The sequence below is a fragment of the Bacillus thuringiensis genome (assembly GCF_001455345.1).
Classification (GTDB): Bacteria; Bacillota; Bacilli; order Bacillales; family Bacillaceae_G; genus Bacillus_A; species Bacillus_A thuringiensis_N.
Genome location: NZ_CP013274.1, coordinates 4,449,518 through 4,474,645 on the forward strand (window position 1 = coordinate 4,449,518; position 25,128 = coordinate 4,474,645).

Here is a 25,128-nt window from a genome sequence, read left to right on the forward strand (position 1 = left end):
TTATTTATTTCATCCGGTTATGTAAAAATAATGCCCTTAACTTCTTTCGACCTCTCGATAGACGATTGTATATAAAAGAAGCTTTCACTCCCATTTTCTCCGCAATATATTCTACACTATCCTCTTGCACGTAATGCTTCATAAAGATTTCTTTATCGTTCTTCTTTAAATGATTTAATATATGTTCCATATCATTACTAATTTCGTTTTCAAGAGTAGTATGCATCGCTATTTCACCTATTTGATCTAATCCTTTTTCATTTACTGTCTTCGCATATTTTCTCGCGTAATCGATAGATTTATATTTTGTAATAGCTGCAATCCAATTTTTTAACGTATTTTTCTCTTCATCATACTTTTCAATATGATTCCAAATTGCCAATAACACATCATCCACACATTCCTCTTGCACATCTTGAAAAGAAGCTAAATGCTTCTGAACGATACTTTTTATAAGTCCGCTGTACTGGTCGATAATAAAATATAATGCTTTTTCGTTCCTGTTCCTTAGCTGATACGCAACATTTTCTTCTGTAATTTTCATATGCTCCCTCCTCTCTAACATGCTCTATATCTATTAATTCGTATCGGTACTACTCATTTCTATCAATTTATACATATTTATTAATAATATCCAAAATAAACCTTATGTAGTAAAATATAACTTGATTATTATAAAGGAGTTTACATATGTTCAGTATTATTTGGATGCTTTTTACGCCGCTTCTCTTACTATGCGGGATTGCTGGTGGTATTTTTTTAATAGTAACAGGAATTAAATATCGGAAATTACTCGTTGGTTTAATGGGGCTACTTAGCCTATCCTTTGTCACACTACCTTTTGTTCTTTTAAGTGTAGGGATTCATATCGATACAATTTTCCCGATTCCAACTGCTCTTTACTGGACCCTATTTTCTTTAACTGGATTATTAGCAGGGGTAAGTGGAGTACAAGCAAAAATTAAAAGTATACGTAATATAGGATTCATTATTTTTACCACTGGAATATTAAGTGTTCTCTTCTGGGAGCTCATGTCTGTAGGTGATTCATTCTATATATAATATTTTTTATCAACCTACAAATCGGAGGTAATGCAAAAGTGTTTGGAATATTAACTTGGATGATTTTAGCTCTTACTTTGATGTTATGCGAATTCATCGTCGGCATTTTTTTAATTATTGCTGGTATGAAATATCGTAAATTACTTACTATTATAGCTGGTTTAATTAGCATATCTCTTATCATTGTTCCTATCATTTGTATAGGTTATGGACTAGACTTAGAGGGGACGGTTCCAATTTCGGGAACTTTATATTGGTGTTTCTTCTCTTTAGCTGGACTATTAGCTATTATAAGCGGAAGACAAATATCGAGTATTCGTTCTATGGGGACGATTTTGGTTATAACAGGGCTGTGCTCCGTAACTGGTTATCATCTTTTATATCTAACTGCGTAAAAAAACACAAAAAAGCAGGGAAATTAATTCCCTGCTTTTCTATTTGGTTTATTGCCTGATGGTAAGAAGAACGATAACATCCAAGCAATCCCTGCGAGTATTGTTGCAATTAAGAAGGCATCGTTAATACCGTTAATTGCAGATAACTTTGAAATTTGTCCGAATAACAGTTGCGTGCTCATCGCATCTCCTGCTTGCGCTGATCCAGCTAAGGCCGCTAAACTTTGCCCCATACCATGTACTTTATCAACTAAAATTGGATTTGACGTCGTTAACATATTCCCGTAATCTGCTACGTGAGCAGTTGTTTGTTGCGTCATAAGTGTAATTAAAATCGCTGTCCCAATTGAACCCGCTACTTGTCTTGACGTATTTTGCGTTGCTGTACCGTGAGAAATTAATTTCATCGGCAGTGCGTTCATACCAGCTGTCATAATTGGCATCATAATGAATGACATACCAATTGAACGTATAATATAATCCGTCATAATAACGCTATACGGTGTATCCATCGATAATTTTGTAAATTCATATGTCGCATATGTGGTAATTGCCAATCCAATTATCGCTAATGGACGGATGCCATATTTATCGAATAATTTACCCGCTACTGGTCCCATGATCCCCATAATTAATGAACCTGGAAGAAGTAGTAAACCTGATTCAATTGGCGTGAAGCCACGAATGTTTTGCAAATATACCGGGAGCAATAACATACCTCCGAATAATGCCATCGTAACGATTGCATTAATTACTAAAGTAAAAGTAAATACTGGGTATTTAAACACTTGTAAATCAAGCATTTTATTGTCCGTTGTTAACTCTCTCCAAATAAATAACGCTAAACCAATTACGCCGATAACAAGTGAAATAATGACTTCTGCACTAGTCCAACTATTATTTCCAGCTTCACTAAATCCGTACAATAAGCTTCCTAGTCCAATACTTGAACTAACCACACCGAATATATCTAATTTCGTTTTAGACACTGGCTGAGCTAGTGTAAAGAATTTTAAAGATAGGAACGTAATAATTAAACCAATAATAAACATCGCATAGAACATTAAGTTCCAGCTATAGTTTTCAATCACCCAACCTGTTACAGTTGGCCCGATAGCTGGTGCTAAAATCATCGCTACACCTAGTAATCCCATCGCTGCTCCGCGCTTATGAGGTGGGAATAATGTCATGAAGATATTCATACCAACTGGCATTAAAATACCCGCACCAACCGCTTGAATAACGCGGCCCGTCATCATCATTGTAAAGTTTCCTGAAGTAGCACAAATGATAGATCCTACCGTGAAGAATAACATTGCTGCTACGAATAATTTACGATACGTAAATCGTGAAACTAAAAAGGCACTAATCGGTACTAAAATACCATTTACAAGCATGAAGCCTGTAATTAACCATTGTGCTGTTGAAGTTGATACGTTAAATTCATTCATTAACGGAGGCAATGCAACGTTTATGATTGTTTGGTTTAAAATAGAAACGAACATACCGAGAATTAATACTGTTACAACTGCTTTTACGTTCACATTCTCTATAGACATAGACGTATGTTTTTTCGGTACTTCTTTTTCTTGTTTTACTTCTTCTTGCTTTCCTGTTTCCAACTCAACTACATTAGAAATTTCCGATTCTTGCTTGTGTTCAATTTCTTTCTCTTCTGTTTCTACCTTACTTACTTCTATTTTACTTACGGCTGGGACTTGTTCTTCTCCCGCGTTCGTTTTTTTCTTTCGTAAAAGACGATTTACAAGGAAGAAGACGATTATACAAAATAGTGCATATCCTGCAATTACGATTGAGGACATCTCATCTCCCCCTTACTTATGAATACGAACTGTCACATTCATTCCAGGAACAATATTTACTGATTTGCTATGATCTAAAGAAATTTTAACTGGTACTACTTGTGTTACTTTCGTATAGTTCGCTGTTGCGTTGCTTGATGGCAACATAGAGAATGTGTTCGCTGTTGTTAAGCCAACTTGTTCTACTTTTCCTGTTAACGTTGTATCTGGGTATGCATCTACATACACATCTACATCTTGACCTTTTTGAACATCATCAACATCTGTTTCTTCAATGTTTGCTGTTACCCATAAATTGTTCATATCGAATGCGTAAGCAATCGGGCTACCAGCTCCAACGAAAGCATTTGTTGTTGCGTTTGATTGTACAACTGTTGCATTTTGTGGAATTGTTACATCTACTGTTTGTTCTCCATTAGCTGCCGCTACAGTAACAGCACCTAATTTATCATTCTCGTTGTAATTCTTACCTACTTCAGCTTTCCAGTCAGTTAATTTACCTGCCACTGGTGAAGCAATCGGAATTACCTTTCCATCAATTTTTGCATTGTCTGTTTTTAAATAATTTTCCGCTTGATTGTAATAGTAATAACCGCCAATGCCGCCGCCAACTAGTACAATTAATGTGATAATGTTGATAATCACCATTCTTCGAAACTGATTCATTGCATTCCTCTCCTTATATCGCATATAATTTTTTTCTAAACTATTTACGTCCTTATTGTTTAGAGTGTTTAATTGTTAATTATATTAACCTTTAAACAAAAAAATCACACCATCTGCGGTGTAAATCGAAATTTATCTACCTGCGAGCGGTGCTGATTTCTGAAGGACTATCGTTTATAATTATAAATAATTATTTTGAAACTACAACCGACAATTCACTTATGAAATGTCGCTTAAACAACAATATAATACCAATATGTTGTTTAAGTACAGAAAATTAAACGAGGGGAAATAAAAATGTCTATTAAAAATACAAATGATCCACGTGTAAAACGGACGAGACAACTCATACAGGATGCTTTTGTCGCTTTAGTAGGCGAAAAAGGGTTTGAAAATGTAACTGTTCAACATATTGCAGAACGTGCTCCTGTAAATCGCGCTACGTTTTATAGCCATTACCACGATAAATATGACTTATTAGACAAAAGCATTGAAGAAATGTTAGAGAAGCTAACAGAGGTTATTAAACCGAAAAATAGAAATAAAGAAGATTTTCAACTTACATTTGATTCACCACATCCAAGTTTCTTTGCCTTGTTCGAACATATTGCAGAAAATGCGAATTTTTATAACGTCATGCTTGGTGATAAAGCTGCTGGAAACTATACGTATAAGATGATGAAAGCAATTCAAACACATTTAACATTAAGCCTCTCTATTTCACAACCTAACGATGAAAAACTAATGGTTCCACGTGATATTCTCATTAGTTATGTTACTGGTGCTCACCTCGGGATGATTATGTCATGGCTAAAAAGAGGAATGATATATACCCCGCATTTTATGGCCATGCAATTAACTCGTTTAATAATTTTAGGGGCTCATACTGCAGCTGGATTAGAACGACCTTTTTAAAACATAAAAAAGCGAAGGAGAGGCTCCTTCGCTTTTTCTATTAATTAAATGTAATGTTATGTACAGCCTCTTTATCAAGACGTTTAATAACTTCTACAATTAACTTCACTGCATTTTCATAGTCATCACGGTGCAACATTGCCGCATGAGAATGAATGTAACGCGTTGCAATCGTAATTGCCATAGAAGGAATACCATTTACAGCAATATGAATTGCACCTGCATCCGTTCCTCCGCCCGCTACTGAATCATATTGATACGGGATTTGTAATTCGTCAGCAACATCTACTACAAAGTCACGTAAACCTGTATGTCCAATAACAGAAGCATCATATAAAATGATCTGTGGTCCATCTCCCATTTTACTTTGCGCTTCTTTTGCCGTTACACCTGGCGTATCTCCAGCGATACCAACATCTACTGCGAATGCGATATCAGGTTTAATATAGTTTGCAGATGTTTTCGCACCACGAAGACCCACTTCTTCTTGTACAGTCCCTACGCCATATACAACGTTTGGATGCTTTTCATCTTTTAATTGTTTTAATACATCAATTGCAATTGCACAACCAATTCGGTTATCCCATGCTTTTGCAAGTAACATTTTTTCATTCTTCATCACTTGGAATTCAAAGTAAGGTACAACTTGATCTCCTGGTCGTACGCCCCACTCCATCGCTTCTTCTTGGCTAGAAGCACCAATATCGATGAACATGTCTTTAATGTCAACCGGCTTTTTACGTGCTTCTGGAGGTAAGATGTGCGGTGGTTTTGAACCAATTACACCTGTTACATCTCCTTTACGTGTTACAATTGTTACGCGCTGTGCAAGCATAACTTGTGACCACCAGCCACCAACAGTTTGGAAACGAAGGAAGCCTTTGTCATCAATTTGCGTAATCATAAAGCCAACTTCATCTAAATGACCCGCAACCATAATTTTAGGACCGTTTTCTTCCCCTACTTTTTTCGCAACTAAACTTCCTAAATTATCAGTAGAAAGTTCGTCCGCAAACGGCTCAATATATTTCTTCATTACTTCGCGTGGTTCACGTTCGTTACCCGCAATACCACGTGCATCTGTTAATTCTTTTAGCATTGTCAATGTCGCGTCTAATTTTGTCATTGCCAACACCCTCCTTTTTCTTCAGTCACTTCATTATACAAAACGAAATTGAAATATTCAAAAATTAAATTAGTATCCTTGTGTTTGACGCTGATGATTTACTTCGTTTTTATCTAAATATGCCTTTTCAATCTCTTCTTGTTCAAACTCAAGCGCTTGTCCAAGTCGAAGATAGCTTGTAAATAATTCAATATAGTTCGTAATAGATGGTTGATCTGTAAAACGAATTACCTTCGCATATGTGTCTAAGAAAATTTCTACTTGTGTTTTATTCGTTTGTGCACACTTATAGAATAAGAAGTTTTTATCAATACCTAAATCAATTCCGATTGATAAAATAAAATGCAAACCATCTACATATTCTTCTAATATTACTTCACGTTCTGATGCTGGTTTGTTACTCCAATATTTAAAGCAACGTGTTTCGTTTGCTAGTTCTCCAATTTCTACAAGAAGAGCTAACATTTTTTCTTTTAACAACTTTTTCGGTTGTAAGTCATGTTCTTTCGCAATACGGTCATCTAATTCTTTTTGTAATTTAAATAGTTGTAGTAAGTCCATTCTATTGTCCTCCTCCAACATCGCATTTCACGCAACAATGTTGTTTCATCTCAAAGTTCATTATTATTTTCGTTTCTTATTAATAAGTCAGCCATTTACCTCTTTACAAAATAGCTTGTCCTTAATTTACAAATACGTTTCAATCATCACGATTAGATTGTTCACTCCGATTGGTGATAGTTAATAATTATCCCGGGATTGCCCACTGATAAAAAATTTATTTTATCTGATGAAAGTTCCATATCATCTTTCCATTATAGCAGTGTCGTTTCACCTAGGAAAGATACTCTTCTTTCCAAAGGGGTATAATAAAAAAAGCCAGGAGGATTCTCCTGACTTCATATATATATTCTTCTATATCGCTATTACTTTTATATTCCTTTTGTCATATCAATAACAACATACTTCTTCTCTTTACATACAAATAAAAAAACCTTAGAAGAAAAATCTTCTAAGGTTTCAACTAATTAATTAGTTAATGTTGTTTTTTGCAACTGTTGCTAATTCAGCGAAAGCTTTTTCGTCATGAACAGCTAAGTCAGCAAGCATCTTGCGGTTAACTTCGATGCCAGCATTTTTAAGACCGTGCATTAAGCGGCTGTAAGAAAGACCATTCATACGAGCTGCTGCGTTGATACGTGTGATCCATAATTTACGGAAGTCACGTTTCTTTTGACGGCGGTCACGGAATGCATACATTAGAGATTTCATAACCTGTTGGTTAGCAACCTTGAATAATGTATTTTTTGAACCGTAGTAACCTTTTGCTAATTTAATTACTTTTTTACGACGTTGACGAGTAACTGTACCACCTTTTACTCTTGGCATAATATTACCTCCTAATTGTTCTATATATCAGCCGAACTTATTTTAAGTTGTCAAGCATTTGACGAATGCGTTTGAAGTCACCAGCGCTTACTACACCAGCTTTACGTAGTTTACGTTTAGCTTTTGTAGATTTGTTAGCGAATAAATGGCTTGTGTAAGCGTGAGAACGTTTCAGTTTACCTGATCCAGTCTTTTTGAAACGCTTTGCAGCGCCGCGATGAGTTTTTTGTTTAGGCATAGGTATTTCCTCCTCTATCTATTACTTATCGTTTTTCGGTGCTAAAACTAAGAACATACTGCGTCCTTCCATTTTAGGCTTAGATTCAACTGTACTAACTTCAGCACAAGCTTCTGAGAAGCGATCTAAAACACGTTGACCGATTTCTTTATGAGTAATGGCACGTCCTTTAAAGCGAATTGACGCTTTAACCTTGTCGCCTTTCTCTAAAAACTTGATAGCATTACGAAGTTTTGTGTTAAAGTCGTGTTCATCAATTGTTGGACTTAAACGAACTTCTTTCATGCTAATTACTTTTTGATTTTTGCGCTGCTCTTTTTCTTTCTTCTGTTGCTCAAAGCGGAATTTACCGTAGTCCATAATGCGGCATACTGGCGGTTTCGCATTTGGAGCAACTAATACTAAATCAAGATTAAGATTTGCAGCTAAGTCTAAAGCGTCATTACGAGACTTGATTCCAAGTTGATCGCCATTTGCGCCAACTAAACGTACTTCACGTGCACGAATTTGCTCGTTAATCATCATATCCTTGCTAATAGTAAGCCACCTCCAAGGTTTTCTCAGAACATATTTTGTAGTCATAGAACCCGACAAAAAAAGTGCGGGCATACGACACCCACACTTGTAAAATCTTAAGTAAGAAATACATTTACCTGTTAACTGCGAATGCGTCCATCAGGTGAGAAGCGGGTGCTTCTACTTGTTCCACAAAACAATATTCTATTATCCTTGATGAGTTTATCATAGGACATGACGTCTGTCAAGAAGACGCGATGTGTTTTACTAACAACAAGAAATATTGTAACAAACAACTAACATACTTGCAATACTTTTTTATGATAAGTGTTACATGGTTATTTTTTCTAATTTTCCTCACTTATATTACATAGAAAAGCCGCGGTATACCGCGGCGCTTTCTTATCGTTTTCCTTCTACTTTAATCATATCAACAAAAGCATCTAATGCGATTGTTTCTGATTTTTGCTCACCATATTTACGTACGTTTACGCCGTTTTCAGTTACTTCATTGTCACCTACTACAAGCATGTACGGAATTTTTTGCATTTGTGCTTCACGGATTTTGTAACCAATTTTCTCTTCACGAGTATCTAATTCAACACGGATACCAGCACGGCGTAATTCATCTTGTACTTTCTTCGCATAGTCTAAATGTACTTGCGGAGAAACTGGAATTACTTGTGCTTGAACTGGAGCTAACCAAGTTGGGAATGCACCTTTGTATTCTTCAATTAAGAAGGCTACGAAACGTTCCATAGTTGATACAACACCACGGTGAATTACAACTGGACGGTGTTGTTTACCGTCTTCACCAACGTAAGATAGCTCAAAGCGTTCTGGAAGTAAGAAGTCTAATTGTACAGTTGAAAGTGTTTCGTCTTTTCCAAGAGCAGTACGAACTTGAACGTCAAGTTTTGGACCGTAGAATGCCGCTTCACCTTCAGCTTCGTAGTAATCAAGACCCATTTCATCCATAGCTTCTTTTAACATACCTTGTGCTTTTTCCCACATCTCATCATCAGCATAGTACTTTTTAGTATCTGCTGGGTCGCGATAAGATAGACGGAATGAGTAGTTCTCTAAACCGAAATCTTTGTACACTTCTAGAGTTAAGTTTACAACACGTTTTAACTCTTCTTTAATTTGATCTGGGCGTACGAAAATGTGCGCATCGTTTAAAGTCATTCCGCGTACACGTTGTAATCCAGATAACGCACCTGACATTTCATAGCGGTGCATTGTTCCAAGTTCCGCAATACGGATTGGTAATTCACGGTAGCTGTGAATATCGTTTTTATAAACCATCATATGGTGAGGGCAGTTCATTGGACGAAGAACTAACTCTTCATTATCCATTTCCATTGATGGGAACATACCATCACGGTAGTGATTCCAGTGACCAGAAGTTTCATAAAGCTCTCTGCTTCCTAGTACTGGAGTGTATACGTGATCATAGCCTAAGCTCGCTTCTTTATCAACGATGTAACGCTCGATAATGCGGCGGATTGTTGCACCCTTTGGTAACCAAAGTGGTAAACCTTGTCCTACTTTTTGGCTATTAGTAAATAGTTTTAATTCTTTACCTAATTTACGGTGATCGCGCTCTTTTGCTTCTTCAAGCATACGTAAGTGCTCATCTAATTCTGCTTTCTTAACGAATGCAGTACCGTAAATACGTTGTAGCATTTTATTATTGCTATCGCCGCGCCAGTAAGCACCCGCAACGCTTAATAATTTAAATACTTTAATTTTCCCTGTAGATGGAAGGTGAACACCACGGCAAAGGTCGAAGAATTCGCCTTGCTCATAGATTGAAATAATCGCATCTTCTGGAAGATCGTTAATTAAATCTAATTTTAACTCATCGCCGATTTCTTCAAAGCGGCGAAGTGCTTCTGCACGTGGTACTTCATGGCGAACGATTTCTAAGTTCTCGTTCACAATTTTTTGCATTTCTTTTTCGATTTTCTTGAAGTCTTCAACTGTAATTGCTTCTTCCATATCAATATCGTAGTAGAAGCCGTTTTCGATTACTGGGCCAATGCCAAGCTCAAGCTTAACATCTTTATATAAACGTTTTAACGCTTGTGCTAAAAGGTGGGCTGTTGAATGGCGTAAAATGTATAAGCCATCTTCAGAATCTAATGTAATAATAGAAACTGCACCATCTTCTTCGATTGGTGTAACAAGATCGATCATCTCATCGTTTAATTTTCCAGCCACAGCTTTTTTCTTTAAGCCTGGGCTAATAGAAGCTGCGATTTCTTCAGTTGTTACGCCTTTTGGAAACTCCTTCACAGCTCCATCAGGGAAAGTAATTTTAACTACATCTGCCATCACTGGTCACTCCTCTTTTTCTCAAAATAAAAAACACTCATCCCGTAAAAAGGGACGAGTGTTGAATTCGTGGTTCCACCCTTGTTCCAATTAACCTTATTGTTAATTGCTCAAGTTCAACATAACGGTGTTGTCCGTTAGCAATTACTAGAAAAACCGTTCACTGCTAAAGTTTAGAGGTGGTAAGTAATAATCCCGTACTAGGAAGCTCACACCCTAAGGCTTCCCTCTCTGAAAATCGTAGAAAACTACTCATGTCCTCATCATGACATTTCAATATATTTCATTTATGTAGGTAATTATATGCTCAAAAACTTAGAAAATCAAGGGCGTTACCTTTATTTTTTAAATTTTTCACATTGCGCTCAAACTCATGTAATCCATGTAATTGGACCCGTTCTTGAAATACATTTCGCAAAGTAATAATCATATTATGATCTTGTTCTTTCGTATATAAATAAATTTTTTTTGGCGAAATAGAAAGAAGTGGTGCAATTACTTTCGTGTCAATATATACATCCTTTTGCTTCAATAATTCCTCGTCTATATATTGGACCAATTTCTCCTGTTTTAAACGTCTACCTTTATCATCATAGAAAATAAAACTTTCATCAAAAATAAGATGCACACAGGACAAACGTGATTTCCGGCTACTTACTTGTTGCCGGAGCGTCTCAATAAACATTTGATATTCTTGCTCCAACTTATACTCATCAATCGCCACTTCAGCAAGCTTAGCTACCATTTCCCTATATGTACGAAGACGAAAACGAACATATGATGAAAACGAGAATGAGAGCGGATCACAAAGCCAATTATTTAAAGAAGACTTAATATATGATTCAAATGTGTGACGTGTTAATTCACGAGCAATCCCTTTTCTTCTTCCCTTTAAAATCTCTTGTGCCATATGCAATATTTGATGACACTCTTCTTGTTCCTCATAAAAAAACTTTTCTTTTAAGATTGTATAAATCCACTCATTTTGCTTTACATTCACAATAAAATACACCATTACTGGCAATAAAATCTTTTCAATATAATTCGATTCACATACTGGTATGTGAATTACAATCTTTTGTTCCTGTAAATACACACTCGTTTCCTTATATAACAGTTCCGCTCTTTTCAGTAGTTGTCTATATACATGCATAGCATCATTTTTTTCTTCGAAGCAAATTTCAATCACTTTTGTCCCCCCTTTTATCCCCGCTCTAAAGGATTGTATCTATACGTTACAAATCCTATAAGAGTCCGTCCCGCGTGAAGTTCACTCTTAGTAGAATTACATTTCCTATCGTTAGAAAATCCACTCGATATGGCTTGCTAATTTTATATATATTAAGGGAGGGAGAAAAAAATGATACAAGCTACAATGAATTTTCCATAAGAACTTTTCATTTTACAATTCATCTAGTCTGAAAAGTGTTCAAAACGAAAAAAGAGCAAGCTTTTCAGCTTACTCTTTACTTATGACGTCGGTTTTTCCCACCAATTGTAATTGGCTTCGCTAAATATTTAATTCGTTCCATAATACGAGCTGCTTTCATTTGTTCTGCTTCACCACGCTGTGTATACGTTAAATGATGTTCCAATTCCTTGAAATCAAAGTTAGACGTAAAGAACGTCGGTAAGTTTTCTAACATACGGAATTGCAAAATTGCACCAAGCACATCATCACGCACAAAGCTTGACATCGCTTCCGCTCCGATATCATCTAACATTAAAACTTGTACGCGTTTCACCGCATCAATCTTTTCCCCAATCGAATTATCTTGAATCGAACTTTTAATTTCACGTAGAAATTCAGGGAAATATACGAGCATCGAACTAATTTTCTTTCGAGCAAGCTCATTCGCAATTGCTCCTAACAAATACGTTTTCCCTACACCAAATTTACCGTACAAATATAAACCTTGTACTTTTTTACCAGGTTCATATGTACTTAAAAATTCATTGGCTGCACCAATTGCATCAATACGCGCATCTAAATCAGACGGATCTAAGTTTTCCATCGTTGCCTGTAAAATGTCAGTTGGCATATATACACTTTGAACGAGTTTTTCATATTTCTTCCTCTCGTCATATGCTACTTTTCTAACGCAACGATCGTATTGAATATCAATCATCTTCCCTTGGATAACGAGCTTTGGTTCATATCCTTGCAACATGTTTTTACACGAACCTAGATCTGGACAATCTACGCAACCTACACTTTGTCCAATATATTCGTATAATTTTACAAGACTGCGCTCAATCATAGAAGTTGTTACTTCACCTTTATGTTCGTCTATAAATTCTTTCACACGCGGATGTTCCATTACTTCCGCCTTTAATACTTCATATCTATTTTTAAAACTTTCATTTTCCATTAACTTTGCAAATGAATTTTGAATATGCTCCATTTTCTCACCTCAAAGAGCGTTCATTCTCTTCTATTAATCACGCTTATATTTTTTCAACATTTCTTCTAGTCGTTTTCGTTCATCATCTAACGTACTTGCATCTTTTTTCTTACTTACATCTTTCTTCACTGTTTCTGTTTCTTTCTCTTGTTCTTTCGGCTCTTCTTTCAGCCAATCCGGTACCATTTCTGTTCGGACCGTTTTCTTCGACGTACGGCCTTTCTTCTTCGTCTCAGCCCATTCTTGATATTGACGGTTTTCTTCTTTCGCTAACGCCATTGCTTCAGCTACTGTACCGACCTTTTTGCGTGCCCAATGCCCTGCAATCTTCTCCACATACGTTTTCGCAAGTTTCATATCTGAGCGTAGCATAACGTAATAAATAAGTACATTCACAACACCTGGCGTTAACTTTTGATTGATCATTACATCTTCAACGATTTGCAAGTCAGCCTTCGTCGCCTCTGCACCACCAGAAATTTCTTTCAATAGTTGTTTTGGCGAGATTTCCTCTAACTGTTTTATTAACATCTCTTCTTGCGTAGAAGGCTCTTTCTCTTTCATCACACGTGCAGCGTGAGGTTGTACTCTTTCACTTAATACTGGTAACGCTTGACCGTTTTCGAACTGATACCAATCACGTGCTCCTTTTCTAAGCCTTTCAATATCAATTGTCTGCATCTCTGTCACCGCACCAAGAACGATATTTTGCATCGATAACACATCTACACCGTATACGTAAGCAAGCGTGATAACACACTCTCGCACTTGATCTGTAATCGCCTTTTTAGGAACAAGGGCAGACAAGCCATCTACAAATAAGGAGAAATCAAAGAAATCATTCCAAACTTTCGGAGCGTCCCCCTTCTCGTTACTTGGCATAGCTGTCGTTTTTGGAATACGAAGATCCTCTTGCGCATGCTCAAGCTGACCTGGATTAAACGAACCAAACACATCATTGAAAGAACGTGTAACATTTTCATAAGATACAAAATCAAATTCTTCTTCTAAGAAATATTGCTTTACTTGATTATATTTTGTCCGACTCAATCGATTGTATAAAAAGATACTTAAAACAATATCATCAAAAAACTGCTTCGGCGATAAAGGTGGTTGCAGCTCGTATATAAACATTCGAATATCTTTTTCTTTCTTAATATATACTTTCAAAAGCCCAATTGCCTCTAACTTTACCCGTTCCTCATATATTTCGGGAAGCTGCATTTGCATGGTCACCATAAGGGAATGATGCGTATTCTCTTTTCCAAACACACGATCTTGCTCTAACTCTCCCCATAGCGTCATGTACAAGCTAAACGCTCTACTACCTATTAACGGCTGATACAACATCGTTAACACTTTTCGGTCGTAATTATGCAGTAACCCTTTCGCACTTACTTTATAACGATCAATTGGCAATAGCTCCATCCACGACTGTTTTTCCATTCTTGCTTTTCCTTTCTCTCATCCAATCTATCCTCTATTTCATTCGTTCTATCTTCATTATATAATTTCTTAGCGAAAAAGAGCTATTAGCTTTCGCTTCTAGCTCTCTTATCTCATTACTTACGGTATGTAAAGAGAATACAATACAGATTCTACTCTCTTTCTTTTTGCAGTATATCTTTTAATTCTTCAATAAATACATTTAAATCTTTAAATTGGCGATATACAGATGCAAAACGTACGTAAGCAACATCATCAATATCACGCAGTTCTTCCATAACAATTTCGCCAATCATATCACTTTTCACTTCTGATATTCCTAAATTACGAAGTTCACGTTCCACACTTTGAGTTACTTCTTCTAATTGCCTTAAAGACACTGGTCTTTTTTCGCAAGCTTTAATTAAGCCGCGTAAAATCTTTTCTTTATTAAACTCTTCTCGTGTACCTTCTTTTTTTACAACGATAAGTGGTGACTCTTCTACTCTTTCGAATGTCGTAAAGCGACTTAAACAACTTTCACACTCTCTCCTTCTTCGAATAGAGCGCCCCTCGTCTACCGGACGCGAATCTAACACTCTTGTACCATTATGAGAACAGGATGGACAACGCAATATATTCACTCCTTTACACTATACTCTTTATTTTTTCTCTACTTACTTCATCTGACAATATATATACAGTATTATATAACTCATTCTAACTCTCTTACCACTTTAAGTTTAAGCACATTATTTTCTTATCTCGTTTTCAAAATAAGATGGTAGATAGGATGCTAACTTATTCGTAAGAGCTCAGTTTATCTAACTAACGAGTACGTTATATTTTTCCTTTTTATAAACTAAAAAAGAGGTGCATTATACACCTCTTTACATTTTAAATCAATTATGTTCTTTTTTAAAGAGCTTTTGTTTCTCTCTGCTTAATTTCGAAGCTACCAGTGCCTCGAGGAAGCTCGATGCTCTCACGCGTTTTCGCGTTTAAACCTTCTGCAATATATTCTGCAGCAACATTTGGATCAATACGATCCCCACAAGTATAAACATCAATACTCGCGTAACCGTGCTCCGGAAAGCTATGAATTGTTAAATGTGATTCCGAGATAATTACTACTCCACTTACACCTTGTGGTGCAAATTTATGAAAAGCAACCTCACGCACTTCAGCACCAGCTCTTAGTGCTGCATCCACAAATAATTGTTCAATATACGGCATGTCATTAAGCTTGTCGAAATCGCAATCCCAAAGTTCAGCGATCACGTGACGACCCATCGTATCCATAGTATCCATTCTACAGTTCCCCCTTGTAAATTTATTCTAACTGTTCGAATTGAAAACTAATTTGCAATTTGGCTTGCTCCACTACCACGGGGGAAAGTTAGTCCAGAGAGGTCCTAACCCTTTAAGTAGTGACTACGTACCTCAGCTCTTAAGTTTACGAGTGTTAGTATACTTTGTTTATTTTCATTTTGCAACAACAGTTTTTTCGATTTTCTGTCATATTTTCCTCTTTACTTTTCCCTAAAAAAAATAAATGATTCACAAATACAGTAATAACAACGCTTCGTGGTATGTCCACTTTCCAAAATATACTCATATAATTTTTTTCCTTTTCAGAAAAAATTAAAAAAAGAGAGCAATATTTACTTGCCCTCTCCCTTATTCCCTTAAATATGTTGCATATTTTTTTGTTTCGCTAATTCGTCAACAACTAACGTTACAAGATCTACAACACGACGAGAGTAGCCCCACTCGTTATCATACCAAGCAAGTACTTTCACTTTACGATCACCCATTACCATTGTAGATAAACCATCAATAATAGCTGAGTGTGTATTTGTATTAAAGTCGATAGATACTAAAGGTTCTTCACTGAATTCTACAATGCCTTTTAACGCACCGTTTGCAACAGTTTTGAATGCGTCGTTAATAGCTTCAACTGTCACATCACGTTTTACATCTACTACTAAGTCAACAAGAGACACGTTTGGTGTTGGTACACGAAGTGCCATACCATGAAGTTTTCCATTTAAATGCGGAAGAACTTTTGCTAGCGCTTTCGCAGCACCTGTCGTTGTCGGAATAATTGATTGTCCGCAAGCACGTGCTCTTCTTAAATCTTTATGTGGGTTATCAATATTTTTTTGGTCATTTGTATAAGCGTGAACTGTCGTCATTAAACCGTTTTCAATTCCAAACTGCTCATCTAACACCTTAACAACAGGCGCTAAACAGTTTGTTGTACAAGATGCATTTGAAATAACAGTATGTTTTGTAATATCTAATTGGTCTTCGTTCACACCAACTACAATTGTTACATCTTCATTTTTACCAGGCGCTGTTAAAATAACTTTTTTCGCTCCGGCTTCAACGTGAAGAATTGCTTTTTCTTTTGAATTAAATTTACCAGTTGCTTCAATTACAACTTCAACACCTAGATCTGTCCAAGGCAATTCCTTTGGATCGCGGTTGTTTAAAAGGCGAATCATTTTTCCATCAACTAATAAGTGATCTTCAAATGCTTCTACTGTTCCGTCAAACTTGCCGTGAACTGTATCATATTTAATTAGATGTGCTAACGTTTCAGATGGATAGCTTGCATTGATTGCTACAATTTCGAATGCGCTTTCTTTTATTGCCTGACGAAATACCATTCTCCCAATACGTCCAAATCCATTAATTGCCACACGAGTCATAATATGTTATCCCCCTTGAATGCGTTATACTATTTATCTCCAATCCCAATAATAGTATAACACAAAAAGGGGATATGTCACTAAGCATTTTCATTAATTTCACAATTTTTTAGTCAATAATGTTCCAATTCTTTAAAATAACCTGCAATTGTGTTTTCGTTCCCATAATTGTGCCATCATTATTTATCACTTCATCTGCATGTTTCACTTTTTCCTCTAACGGCATTTGAGATTGAATACGAGCTGTTGCTTCTTCTTCTGAAAAATTATTTCGCTTCATTAAACGTTCTAATTGCGTTTGTGGCTTAACTGCTACAACTAAAACGCGGTCAACGAGACTTGTTAATTTGCTTTCAAATAAGAGAGGAATATCTAACACAACCGCTTGCATACCTTCTTTTATGTACATTTCTTTTTGCCTATTCATTTCCTCACGCACTGCAGGATGAACAATTTTATTTAACTGCAATCGTTTTTCTTCATTATAGAAAACGACGCTTCCTAGTTTTGGACGATCTAATTCTCCATCTTCTTGTAAAATTTCCGTTCCAAACACTTCTACAATTTTGTTATATGCAGGTTTTCCTTGTTCTACAACTTCTCGCGCAATAATATCTGCATCAATAACTGGTATACTTAGCTCACGAAACATTTGAGACACTGTACTTTTTCCACTGGCAATGCCTCCCGTTAATCCAATTACTACTGTCATCATAATCCTCCTCACAATATAAAAGGCGCGAAACTAATGTTCCACGCCCATACTTACATTTTCCAAATTCCAATAATAATGAGTAATACCCCAGGCAGGAATGTAAATTTTTGTAACCATTTCATATTTGATAACACCGTTCCAAGTTTCATTCCAATAAATAAAAATAAAGAACTCATCACTGCAACTAATATCGCCATCATAGCCGGTGCATACCCTAATAAAGATGCACCAATTCCAGCACCGAACGAATCTACAGATAGAGCAATACCAAGAAGCAATGCTTCTCCTGCAGAAATGGTGCCTGATTTATCGAAATCTGCTACAGTCGGTTTCCGTAAAATTTGAATCACTAACCCAAGCGAGGCAATCTCTAATTTCCAGACCTTCTCCTCTTGCTTCGGCTCTTCTTTTTTCTCACTTCGAAAAAATTGATATAATACCCAAATTCCTATTCCAATAAGAACAAGCCCACCGATACGCGTTGCGATAACAGGTGAAAATATTTTCGCGATCATATGTCCAATTCCCATTGAAACAAGCATAACAGCCGCTGAACACATTCCGATAATTATAATTGATCTTAGTGGAATTCTTACACTTCTTAAACCATATGTTAGCCCTACACTACAGCTATCTAAGCTTAATGTAAAAGCTAATAAAATAAGAGATAAATAAAGGTACATCGGTAAGCTCCTCCCTTATACATAGCTCTGCTGTATGTATATGACAAATGCCTATCCGATGTTATCTCTTTTCTATATTCTAGGCTGACAAATTGGGCAGTAATGCGTTCCTCTTCCGCCAACTACTGTTTTTTCTAATATCGTACCGCAAGTTACACACGGTTCTCCTTTTTTTCCGTATACATTTAGAAGTTCTTGGAACGAACCAATTTGCCCTTGTGAGTTGATATATGTTCGAATTGTACTTCCGCCTCGCTTTACCGCTTCACCTAACGTTGTAACAGTGGCCTCGTAAATTCGTTCAATTTCGTCTGTTGTTAAAGAAGACGCTTCTCGTTCCGGATGAATTTGAGAACGGAATAAAACTTCATCTACATATATATTTCCAAGCCCTACTAAAAGACGCTGGTCCAATAATACAACTTTTATTTTACGATTTGTCTTTTGCAATCTTTCTTGTAAATACTGTGGTGTCAATTCAGCATCAAATGGCTCCGGACCTAAGTCAGCAAGAGGCATTTGATGCATCTCTTCACCTTTCTTAAAGAGATGCATCGTACCAAACTTTCTCACATCTTTATAATGTAATTCAGTTCCATCTGTAAATAAGAAGCGGACGTGCGTATGCTTATCAATTGGCTCATCCTCTTGATGCAGTAAAAACTTACCTTCCATACGCAAATGTGAAACAATAACATAATTCGTTACATATAACAGCAAAAACTTTCCTCTTCGCTTTATATTTTCAATCTTCTCGCCTCTTAGCATTTCTTTAAAGATTTCCGCATCATCCGGTCGTTTTACTATTTTGGGATAGGTAACAATAACATCTTCAATCGTTTTTCCTGTTACAAGATTTTCAAGTGTCCGTCTGACGTTTTCAACCTCTGGTAATTCAGGCATTTCATCACTTCCTTATTTTGCGTCGTACCAAGTTGGACCGTAAGAATAATCAACTTTCAGCGGAACTGCAAGTTCAATTGCATGCTCCATCACTTCTGGTACAAGCTTCTCTAATTTTTCAATTTCTTCTTTTGGTGCTTCAAATATCAATTCATCGTGTACTTGCAGAAGAAGACGCGCTTGTAATCCTTCTTCTTCTAAACGATCTGCCATAATAATCATCGCTTTTTTAATAATATCTGCTGCCGTACCTTGAATTGGTGTATTCATAGCTGTACGCTCAGCAAAGCTACGTAAATTGAAATTACGACTCGTAATTTCCGGAATGTAACGGCGGCGATTTAATAATGTAGCCACATATCCTTTTTGCTTCGCATCTTTTACGATGTCATTCATGTATTCTTGTACACCAGGGAAACTTTCTAAATACTTTTCAATAAATTCCGCTGCTGCTTTTCTTGTAATTCCTAAGTTTTGTGAAAGACCATAATCACTAATACCATACACAATTCCGAAGTTAACAGCTTTCGCTTGTCGTCTCATATTCGAATTTACTTCATCTTTTTTAACGCCAAATACATCCATAGCTGTTTTCGTATGAATATCCATGTCATGTTGGAACGCTTCCACTAACCCTTTATCATTTGCAATATGAGCTAATACGCGAAGTTCAATTTGCGAATAATCTGCCGCGTACATAATCCATCCTTCTTCTGATGGAACGAATGCCTGACGAATCTTTCTTCCTTCTTCTAATCGAATCGGGATATTTTGCAAGTTCGGATCCGTCGAACTTAATCGACCTGTTTGCGTTAATACTTGATTGAAACGAGTATGGATTTTAGATGAGTCTTCATGTACAACTTTTAATAAACCTTCAATATAAGTTGAATTTAGTTTCCCTAATTGACGATAATGTAAAATATTTGGAATGATTTCATGGTGATCCATAAGCTTGTCTAGTACATCAGCTGACGTAGAATAACCTGTTTTCGTCTTTTTAATAACTGGTAAGTTTAAGTTCTCAAACAGAATAACACCAAGCTGCTTCGGTGAATTAATATTAAATTCTGTTCCCGCAAGCTTATAAATTTCCTGTTCCATTTCCTTTAATCTACCTGCAAGTTCTTCTCCCATACTACGAAGACGTTCCGTATCAACTTTTACACCTTTTACTTCCATATCAGCTAATACACGCGCAAGTGGTAATTCTAACTCTGTAAACAGGTCATATTGCTCATTCTTTTCTAACTCTTCAATGAATGTTTGCTTTACATCATATAATACATGCACTTTACGAGCTACATGCTCTGCTACTACTTCTAGCTCTGGAACAGCACGCTTCGCGCCTTTTCCGTAAACTTCTTCATCCGATTTTACAGCATGCGTTTCTTTCATTTTCGCTACAGTACGGAAATCTTTATCTGTGTCAGCCGGGTCAAGTAAATAAGCAGCGATTAATAGATCAAAGTCAATCCCTTGTATATCTATCCCGTTCCATTTCAGTGCAACAATTGCACGCTTCGCATCAAATGTATACTTTCTCATTTCTCCATTTGCAAGCCACGCTTTGAAAGCATCCGATGCAAATGCAATGTCCTTCTGAATAAAGTAACAGCCATTTTCATTTTGAATACCAAAACCTTGAATGTCCGCTTTATGATAGTTATCTTCTTGTACTTCAACAATAAGCGCACTATCTTGCTGAAGCATTTCTTCTGTAACTTCTTCCACAATATCAAATGTAATATCATCTAATTCAGCTGGAGCCGTTTCTTCTGGCGTAACACCTAATTTATTTAAAAGAGATGTAAATCCTAAATTCTCGAACATTGGAATGACATCGCTCGGTTCATACCCTTTATATTCCATATCATCTACATGCACAGTAATCGGCGCATCTATAATAATAGTAGCAAGATCTTTACTCATAAGAGCTTGGTCCTTATTCGCTTCCAGTTTCTCCTTTAATTTCTTCCCGCTTACTTGATCTAGATTTTCATACACTTCTTCAACCGTTCCAAACTGTGTTAACAATTTAATCGCAGTTTTTTCACCAACTCCTGGTACACCTGGAATATTATCTGATTGGTCTCCCATTAAACCTTTCATATCGATAATTTGCTTTGGTGATAAGCTGTATTTCTCAAATAAAGCTTCTTTCGTATATTCATCTACTTCCGTAATCCCTTTTCGAGGAATACATACAAGCGTGTTATCAGAAACAAGTTGCAGTAAATCTTTATCTCCTGAAATAACTTTTACACTTGCTCCTTGTTCACTCGCTTCTTTCGCTAGCGTTCCCATAATGTCATCCGCTTCATAATTTTCTAATTCATAACGCGGTACGTTGAATGCATCAAGCATCTCACGAATAAACGGGAATTGTTCTGATAATTCAGGTGGAGTCTTTTGACGTCCTCCTTTGTACTCACTATATGTTTTATGACGGAATGTCGTTTTACCCGCATCAAATGCTACTAACATATGCGTCGGTTTTTCTTCCTCTAATATTCTCATTAACATCATTGTAAAACCGTAAATTGCGTTCGTATGTATACCTTTGTCGTTATTTAAAAGCGGTAGTGCAAAGAAAGCACGATACGCGATATTATTACCATCTACTAATACGACCTTTTTTTCCAAATCAGAAACCTCCCCATACAAATTTGAAATGATTTTTTTCACAGAAAAAAACCGTTCCTTTCCTCTCTCTATATTAACATGACTAATAGAGAGAAGAAAAATAACGGTTATTTTTCTTTCATATATAAACAGACTTATATTGGCATAAAGGGAAGTGACGAGAACAGCATAACTATTCTCGTCCAAAATTACTCCTTGGATGAAGGGGTTTTCATGTATTATATTAACAGAGCTTTATTAATATTTAATTAAGCCATTGTTAATATATTGTAAACATCCTTCATCCTATTTTTCAGTTGCTGATTTTGGTAAAACAACTGTAAATGTTGTCCCTTCCCCAACTTCACTATCCACTGTAATTGTACCGTGATGTGCCTCTACTAAATGCTTTACAATTGATAATCCAAGGCCTGTACCACCAGTATTTCTACTTCTCGCTTTATCCACTCGGTAAAAGCGTTCAAAAATACGCGGAATTTCATCTTTACTAATACCAATTCCCGTATCCGATACTTTTATATAAGCATTATATTTATCTTCTGCTAATTCTACAGAAACAACGCCTCCAGCCGGCGTATATACGATTGCGTTATTCATTAAATTAATAAAGATTTGCTGCAAACGACTTGGATCTCCAATGACAGAGACACGTTTTATCGTATTTACTTGTAAAGAGATTTCTTTTTCTCCTGCTTTATTATCAAGCACCATATGAATGTCCTCAAGAAGTCCCTTCATATCCACGGTCCCCATACTTAATTTAAATCCTTGTTGCTCAATCTTTGATAAATCTAATAAATCTTCAATTAATCCTTGCATACGTTCACTTTCTTTTAAAATAATGTGCAAGAAATGTTCGCAGAATTTTTTATTATTCATAGCACCGTCTAAGAGTGTTTCTGAAAAACCTTTAATAGAAGTAATCGGCGTTTTTAGTTCATGAGAAACATTCGCTAAAAAGTCTTTTCTCATTTGTTCTAACTTTTTCAGCTCAGTAATGTCATGGAATACAAGGACAATCCCTTTCCATTCATGGTTCGTCCCGATAATCGGTGCTCCATATACCTCGAAATGCTTTCGCTCAATTCCAAGTGGCAATAACATTTGTTTACGCACTTTCACTTCTGTCATAAAGATTTCTTCTACAAGCTCTATAATTTCCGGGTGATGAAACGACTCATAATATAATCGATCTAAATATTCTTCATCTGTTACATGGAAGGTCTCCTTATACGAACGGTTTACAAGGTTTATATAACCGCGGCTATCAATTAAAATCATTCCACTTCCCATATTTTCAATTAACGTATGCAGACGATCTTGTTGCATTTCTTGCTCAAGTGTCATCTCTTGTAAATTACGGGCTAAAATATTAATCGCTTTACTTAACATTCCCGTTTCATCTGAATGACTTTCATAAGCGCGCGCTTTATAATTGCCCTTCGCTAATTCGATAGCAACTTTCGTAACGGATTCAATCGGTCTAATATATTGCCCTGTAATTTTCATACCTAAAAATACAACGACAAGACAAGCGATAACAAATCCGATAATTAATAATCCCCACGTTTTTTGATGAACAGCTTTCAATGGCTCAATTGTACTTTTCACCAAAATGTATCCTTGTTTCCCTGCTACATCTTGAACGAATACCGCATGGTAAAATTCGTTATTCTGATCTGTTTCTTTCGTAATGACTTTATTTCTTTGCTTTGTTGTTTCAGAGGAAAGTTCTTTAATTATTCCTTGGCTAAACGCAGACTGTTCTCCCCCGCTATATTGAACTTTCTTTTTCTCATCTACAAATACAATAGAAGCCTGTATTTTTTCTTCTAATTTTTCAAATACATATGGATTTTTTAAAACATCATCAAAACCTTGTTCTTCTGCTAATACCGCAATATACTCTGTCTCTTTTACCATTCTCTCTTTGGCATGGTCTATATAGTAGTTTTCAAACACGGTTTCTAGCAATAAACCGAGTCCGACTAAAATAAACACAATAAGAGAAACAAATGTAAAAAGAAGCCTGGAACGAAATTTATTCATCCCCTTTTGGCTCCTCTAATTTATATCCTAAACCACGTATCGTTTTAATGTACGTCGGTTTTTTCGTATTTTGTTCAATTTTATCGCGCAAATGGCTAATATGAACGTCAACAATTCGTGTATCACCAGCAAAATCATAATTCCATACAGCACTTAATAATTGATCACGTGTCAACACGCGACTTTTATTTTTCGCAAGATAAACAAGTAATTCAAATTCTTTTGGTGTTAATTCAAGCTTTCTTCCTTGGAAATAAGCCTCATAAAACTCTGGTAAAATTTTAAGTTCAGCAATCATGATACTCTCTTCATCTGACGTTTCTGCAACTTGCTCTTCTTGTTGTAATTTTGTACGGCGTAAAATTGCCTTCACACGCGCAACAACTTCCCTTGGGCTAAATGGCTTCGTCATATAATCATCTGCCCCAAGTTCAAGACCTAACACCTTATCAAACTCATCATCTTTTGCTGTTAACATTAAAATCGGCGTCATAATACGCTGCAATCGTAATTCTTTACACACTTCCATACCATCCATTTTTGGAAGCATTAAATCTAATATAATTAAATCCGGACGTTCTGTTGTCGCTTTTTGAAGCGCCATCTCACCATCCATCGCTGTTATTACTTCAAAACCAGCTTGTTGTAAATTAAATTCGATTAAAGTTAAGATAAACTCCTCATCATCAACTACTAAAATACGATTGTTCATTCTTTTCCTCCAAGTTATAGACTTGAAACCTTCTTCATCCTAGTATTTTCCCCGTTATTCTCATCATACTAGAAAACAAGGTCCCTCTCAATATAATTGTCTATTCATGGATTCAGATTGTGCCATTGTTATTACTCATTCACTTCCATTAACGTGTTGTTATCCATACTTTATACACATCTATATTTTCATTCCATTCTACTTCCGTATGAATATTGAATTCTCGATTTTGCGCTAGAAAAAAAGAAAGAGCATACGCTATTTTATAGTCTAGTGTTTCATATCCATCAAATAGTCTTCCATACATTTCATTCGCAACCCCGTCCGCCCATACTTCAGCTTCTCTTATCGTTTCAAAGATAACGTCTTCTCTCTTCCACTTCATCTTAAAAAACCACCCCTT

The 25,128-nt window shown here is 36.2% G+C and carries 25 protein-coding genes and 2 other annotated features; of the genes, 3 read left to right on the top strand and 22 right to left on the bottom strand.

The genetic code is table 11. The features are described 5' to 3' along the window. Window positions 1-4: 4 nt before the first annotated feature. The gene (locus tag ATN06_RS23215; RefSeq protein ID WP_060632479.1) at window positions 5-544 is read right to left on the bottom strand and encodes a sigma-70 family RNA polymerase sigma factor; all 540 of its coding nucleotides are present in this window, start codon (window positions 542-544) and stop codon (window positions 5-7) included. Between the two features lie 146 nt (window positions 545-690). On the opposite strand from ATN06_RS23215, the gene ATN06_RS23220 reads away from it, so the two are divergent. Then, window positions 691-1,062, top strand: coding sequence for a hypothetical protein (locus ATN06_RS23220; protein WP_060632480.1), 372 nt, complete (start codon window positions 691-693; stop codon window positions 1,060-1,062). A 38-nt stretch (window positions 1,063-1,100) separates the two neighbouring features. After that, window positions 1,101-1,457 carry a hypothetical protein gene (locus ATN06_RS23225; protein WP_060632481.1) on the top strand — a complete coding sequence of 119 codons (357 nt, stop codon included), beginning with the start codon at window positions 1,101-1,103 and terminating at the stop codon, window positions 1,455-1,457. A 23-nt stretch (window positions 1,458-1,480) separates the two neighbouring features. Here ATN06_RS23225 and ATN06_RS23230 read toward each other — a convergent pair whose 3' ends face one another. Next, window positions 1,481-3,280: a DHA2 family efflux MFS transporter permease subunit gene (locus ATN06_RS23230; RefSeq protein WP_060632482.1), complete on the bottom strand. Its 1,800-nt coding sequence runs from the start codon at window positions 3,278-3,280 to the stop codon at window positions 1,481-1,483. Between the two features lie 12 nt (window positions 3,281-3,292). After that, window positions 3,293-3,946 (bottom strand): HlyD family secretion protein, encoded by a 654-nt coding sequence (locus tag ATN06_RS23235; protein ID WP_001071404.1) that lies wholly within the window; start codon window positions 3,944-3,946, stop codon window positions 3,293-3,295. 297 nt (window positions 3,947-4,243) lie between these two features. Here ATN06_RS23235 and ATN06_RS23240 point away from each other — a divergent pair, with 297 nt between their 5' ends. Beyond that, window positions 4,244-4,861 carry a TetR/AcrR family transcriptional regulator gene (locus ATN06_RS23240; RefSeq protein WP_060632483.1) on the top strand — a complete coding sequence of 206 codons (618 nt, stop codon included), beginning with the start codon at window positions 4,244-4,246 and terminating at the stop codon, window positions 4,859-4,861. Between the two features lie 40 nt (window positions 4,862-4,901). On the opposite strand, the gene ATN06_RS23245 is transcribed toward ATN06_RS23240, so the two are convergent. From ATN06_RS23245 to ATN06_RS23335, 19 genes are all read right to left on the bottom strand, one after another. Further along, window positions 4,902-5,987: a M42 family metallopeptidase gene (locus ATN06_RS23245; protein WP_060632484.1), complete on the bottom strand. Its 1,086-nt coding sequence runs from the start codon at window positions 5,985-5,987 to the stop codon at window positions 4,902-4,904. A 69-nt stretch (window positions 5,988-6,056) separates the two neighbouring features. Then, entirely contained in the window at window positions 6,057-6,548 is a 492-nt protein-coding gene (locus tag ATN06_RS23250; protein ID WP_000365050.1) for a dUTP diphosphatase, read from the bottom strand. 471 nt (window positions 6,549-7,019) lie between these two features. Next, on the bottom strand, window positions 7,020-7,376 hold the full coding sequence (gene rplT / locus ATN06_RS23255; RefSeq protein ID WP_001138362.1) for a 50S ribosomal protein L20: 357 nt from the start codon (window positions 7,374-7,376) through the stop codon (window positions 7,020-7,022). Window positions 7,377-7,413: 37 nt separating this feature from the next. Continuing rightward, entirely contained in the window at window positions 7,414-7,614 is a 201-nt protein-coding gene (gene rpmI, locus ATN06_RS23260) for a 50S ribosomal protein L35 (protein WP_001125945.1), read from the bottom strand. Window positions 7,615-7,635: 21 nt separating this feature from the next. Next, the gene (gene infC / locus ATN06_RS23265) at window positions 7,636-8,139 is read right to left on the bottom strand and encodes a translation initiation factor IF-3 (protein ID WP_000973215.1); all 504 of its coding nucleotides are present in this window, start codon (window positions 8,137-8,139) and stop codon (window positions 7,636-7,638) included. 62 nt (window positions 8,140-8,201) lie between these two features. Continuing rightward, window positions 8,202-8,322: a sequence feature (ribosomal protein L20 leader region), on the bottom strand. A 210-nt stretch (window positions 8,323-8,532) separates the two neighbouring features. After that, the gene (gene thrS, locus ATN06_RS23270) at window positions 8,533-10,470 is read right to left on the bottom strand and encodes a threonine--tRNA ligase (RefSeq protein WP_060632485.1); all 1,938 of its coding nucleotides are present in this window, start codon (window positions 10,468-10,470) and stop codon (window positions 8,533-8,535) included. Window positions 10,471-10,517: 47 nt separating this feature from the next. Next, window positions 10,518-10,746: a binding site (T-box leader), on the bottom strand. A gap of 31 nt (window positions 10,747-10,777) precedes the next feature. Continuing rightward, window positions 10,778-11,659, bottom strand: a complete 882-nt coding sequence (gene ytxC, locus ATN06_RS23275; protein WP_060632486.1) for a putative sporulation protein YtxC — start codon at window positions 11,657-11,659, stop codon at window positions 10,778-10,780. A 277-nt stretch (window positions 11,660-11,936) separates the two neighbouring features. Beyond that, window positions 11,937-12,875 (bottom strand): primosomal protein DnaI, encoded by a 939-nt coding sequence (gene dnaI, locus ATN06_RS23280; RefSeq protein ID WP_060632487.1) that lies wholly within the window; start codon window positions 12,873-12,875, stop codon window positions 11,937-11,939. 33 nt (window positions 12,876-12,908) lie between these two features. Then, the gene (locus ATN06_RS23285; protein ID WP_060632488.1) at window positions 12,909-14,321 is read right to left on the bottom strand and encodes a replication initiation and membrane attachment family protein; all 1,413 of its coding nucleotides are present in this window, start codon (window positions 14,319-14,321) and stop codon (window positions 12,909-12,911) included. Window positions 14,322-14,473: 152 nt separating this feature from the next. Continuing rightward, window positions 14,474-14,935, bottom strand: a complete 462-nt coding sequence (gene nrdR / locus ATN06_RS23290; RefSeq protein WP_001203687.1) for a transcriptional regulator NrdR — start codon at window positions 14,933-14,935, stop codon at window positions 14,474-14,476. 283 nt (window positions 14,936-15,218) lie between these two features. Next, window positions 15,219-15,602, bottom strand: a complete 384-nt coding sequence (gene speD, locus ATN06_RS23295) for an adenosylmethionine decarboxylase (RefSeq protein ID WP_002003660.1) — start codon at window positions 15,600-15,602, stop codon at window positions 15,219-15,221. 386 nt (window positions 15,603-15,988) lie between these two features. Then, window positions 15,989-17,017, bottom strand: coding sequence for a glyceraldehyde-3-phosphate dehydrogenase (locus tag ATN06_RS23300; RefSeq protein WP_060632489.1), 1,029 nt, complete (start codon window positions 17,015-17,017; stop codon window positions 15,989-15,991). A 109-nt stretch (window positions 17,018-17,126) separates the two neighbouring features. After that, window positions 17,127-17,729: a dephospho-CoA kinase gene (coaE, locus tag ATN06_RS23305; protein ID WP_060632490.1), complete on the bottom strand. Its 603-nt coding sequence runs from the start codon at window positions 17,727-17,729 to the stop codon at window positions 17,127-17,129. A 53-nt stretch (window positions 17,730-17,782) separates the two neighbouring features. Then, window positions 17,783-18,415: a sporulation membrane protein YtaF gene (gene ytaF / locus ATN06_RS23310; protein WP_000281740.1), complete on the bottom strand. Its 633-nt coding sequence runs from the start codon at window positions 18,413-18,415 to the stop codon at window positions 17,783-17,785. Between the two features lie 72 nt (window positions 18,416-18,487). Beyond that, entirely contained in the window at window positions 18,488-19,318 is an 831-nt protein-coding gene (mutM, locus tag ATN06_RS23315) for a DNA-formamidopyrimidine glycosylase (RefSeq protein ID WP_060632491.1), read from the bottom strand. Window positions 19,319-19,330: 12 nt separating this feature from the next. Continuing rightward, window positions 19,331-21,964 carry a DNA polymerase I gene (polA, locus tag ATN06_RS23320; RefSeq protein ID WP_060632492.1) on the bottom strand — a complete coding sequence of 878 codons (2,634 nt, stop codon included), beginning with the start codon at window positions 21,962-21,964 and terminating at the stop codon, window positions 19,331-19,333. Window positions 21,965-22,249: 285 nt separating this feature from the next. Further along, a complete protein-coding gene (phoR, locus tag ATN06_RS23325; protein WP_060632493.1) occupies window positions 22,250-24,013 on the bottom strand; it encodes a sensory box histidine kinase PhoR in 1,764 nt (587 codons plus the stop codon). After that, window positions 24,006-24,725, bottom strand: a complete 720-nt coding sequence (phoP, locus tag ATN06_RS23330) for a two-component system response regulator PhoP (protein WP_060632494.1) — start codon at window positions 24,723-24,725, stop codon at window positions 24,006-24,008. The genes phoR and phoP overlap by 8 nt, the downstream gene beginning before the upstream one ends. Window positions 24,726-24,873: 148 nt before the next feature. Beyond that, on the bottom strand, window positions 24,874-25,110 hold the full coding sequence (locus ATN06_RS23335; protein WP_000871419.1) for a hypothetical protein: 237 nt from the start codon (window positions 25,108-25,110) through the stop codon (window positions 24,874-24,876). Window positions 25,111-25,128 lie beyond the last annotated feature (18 nt).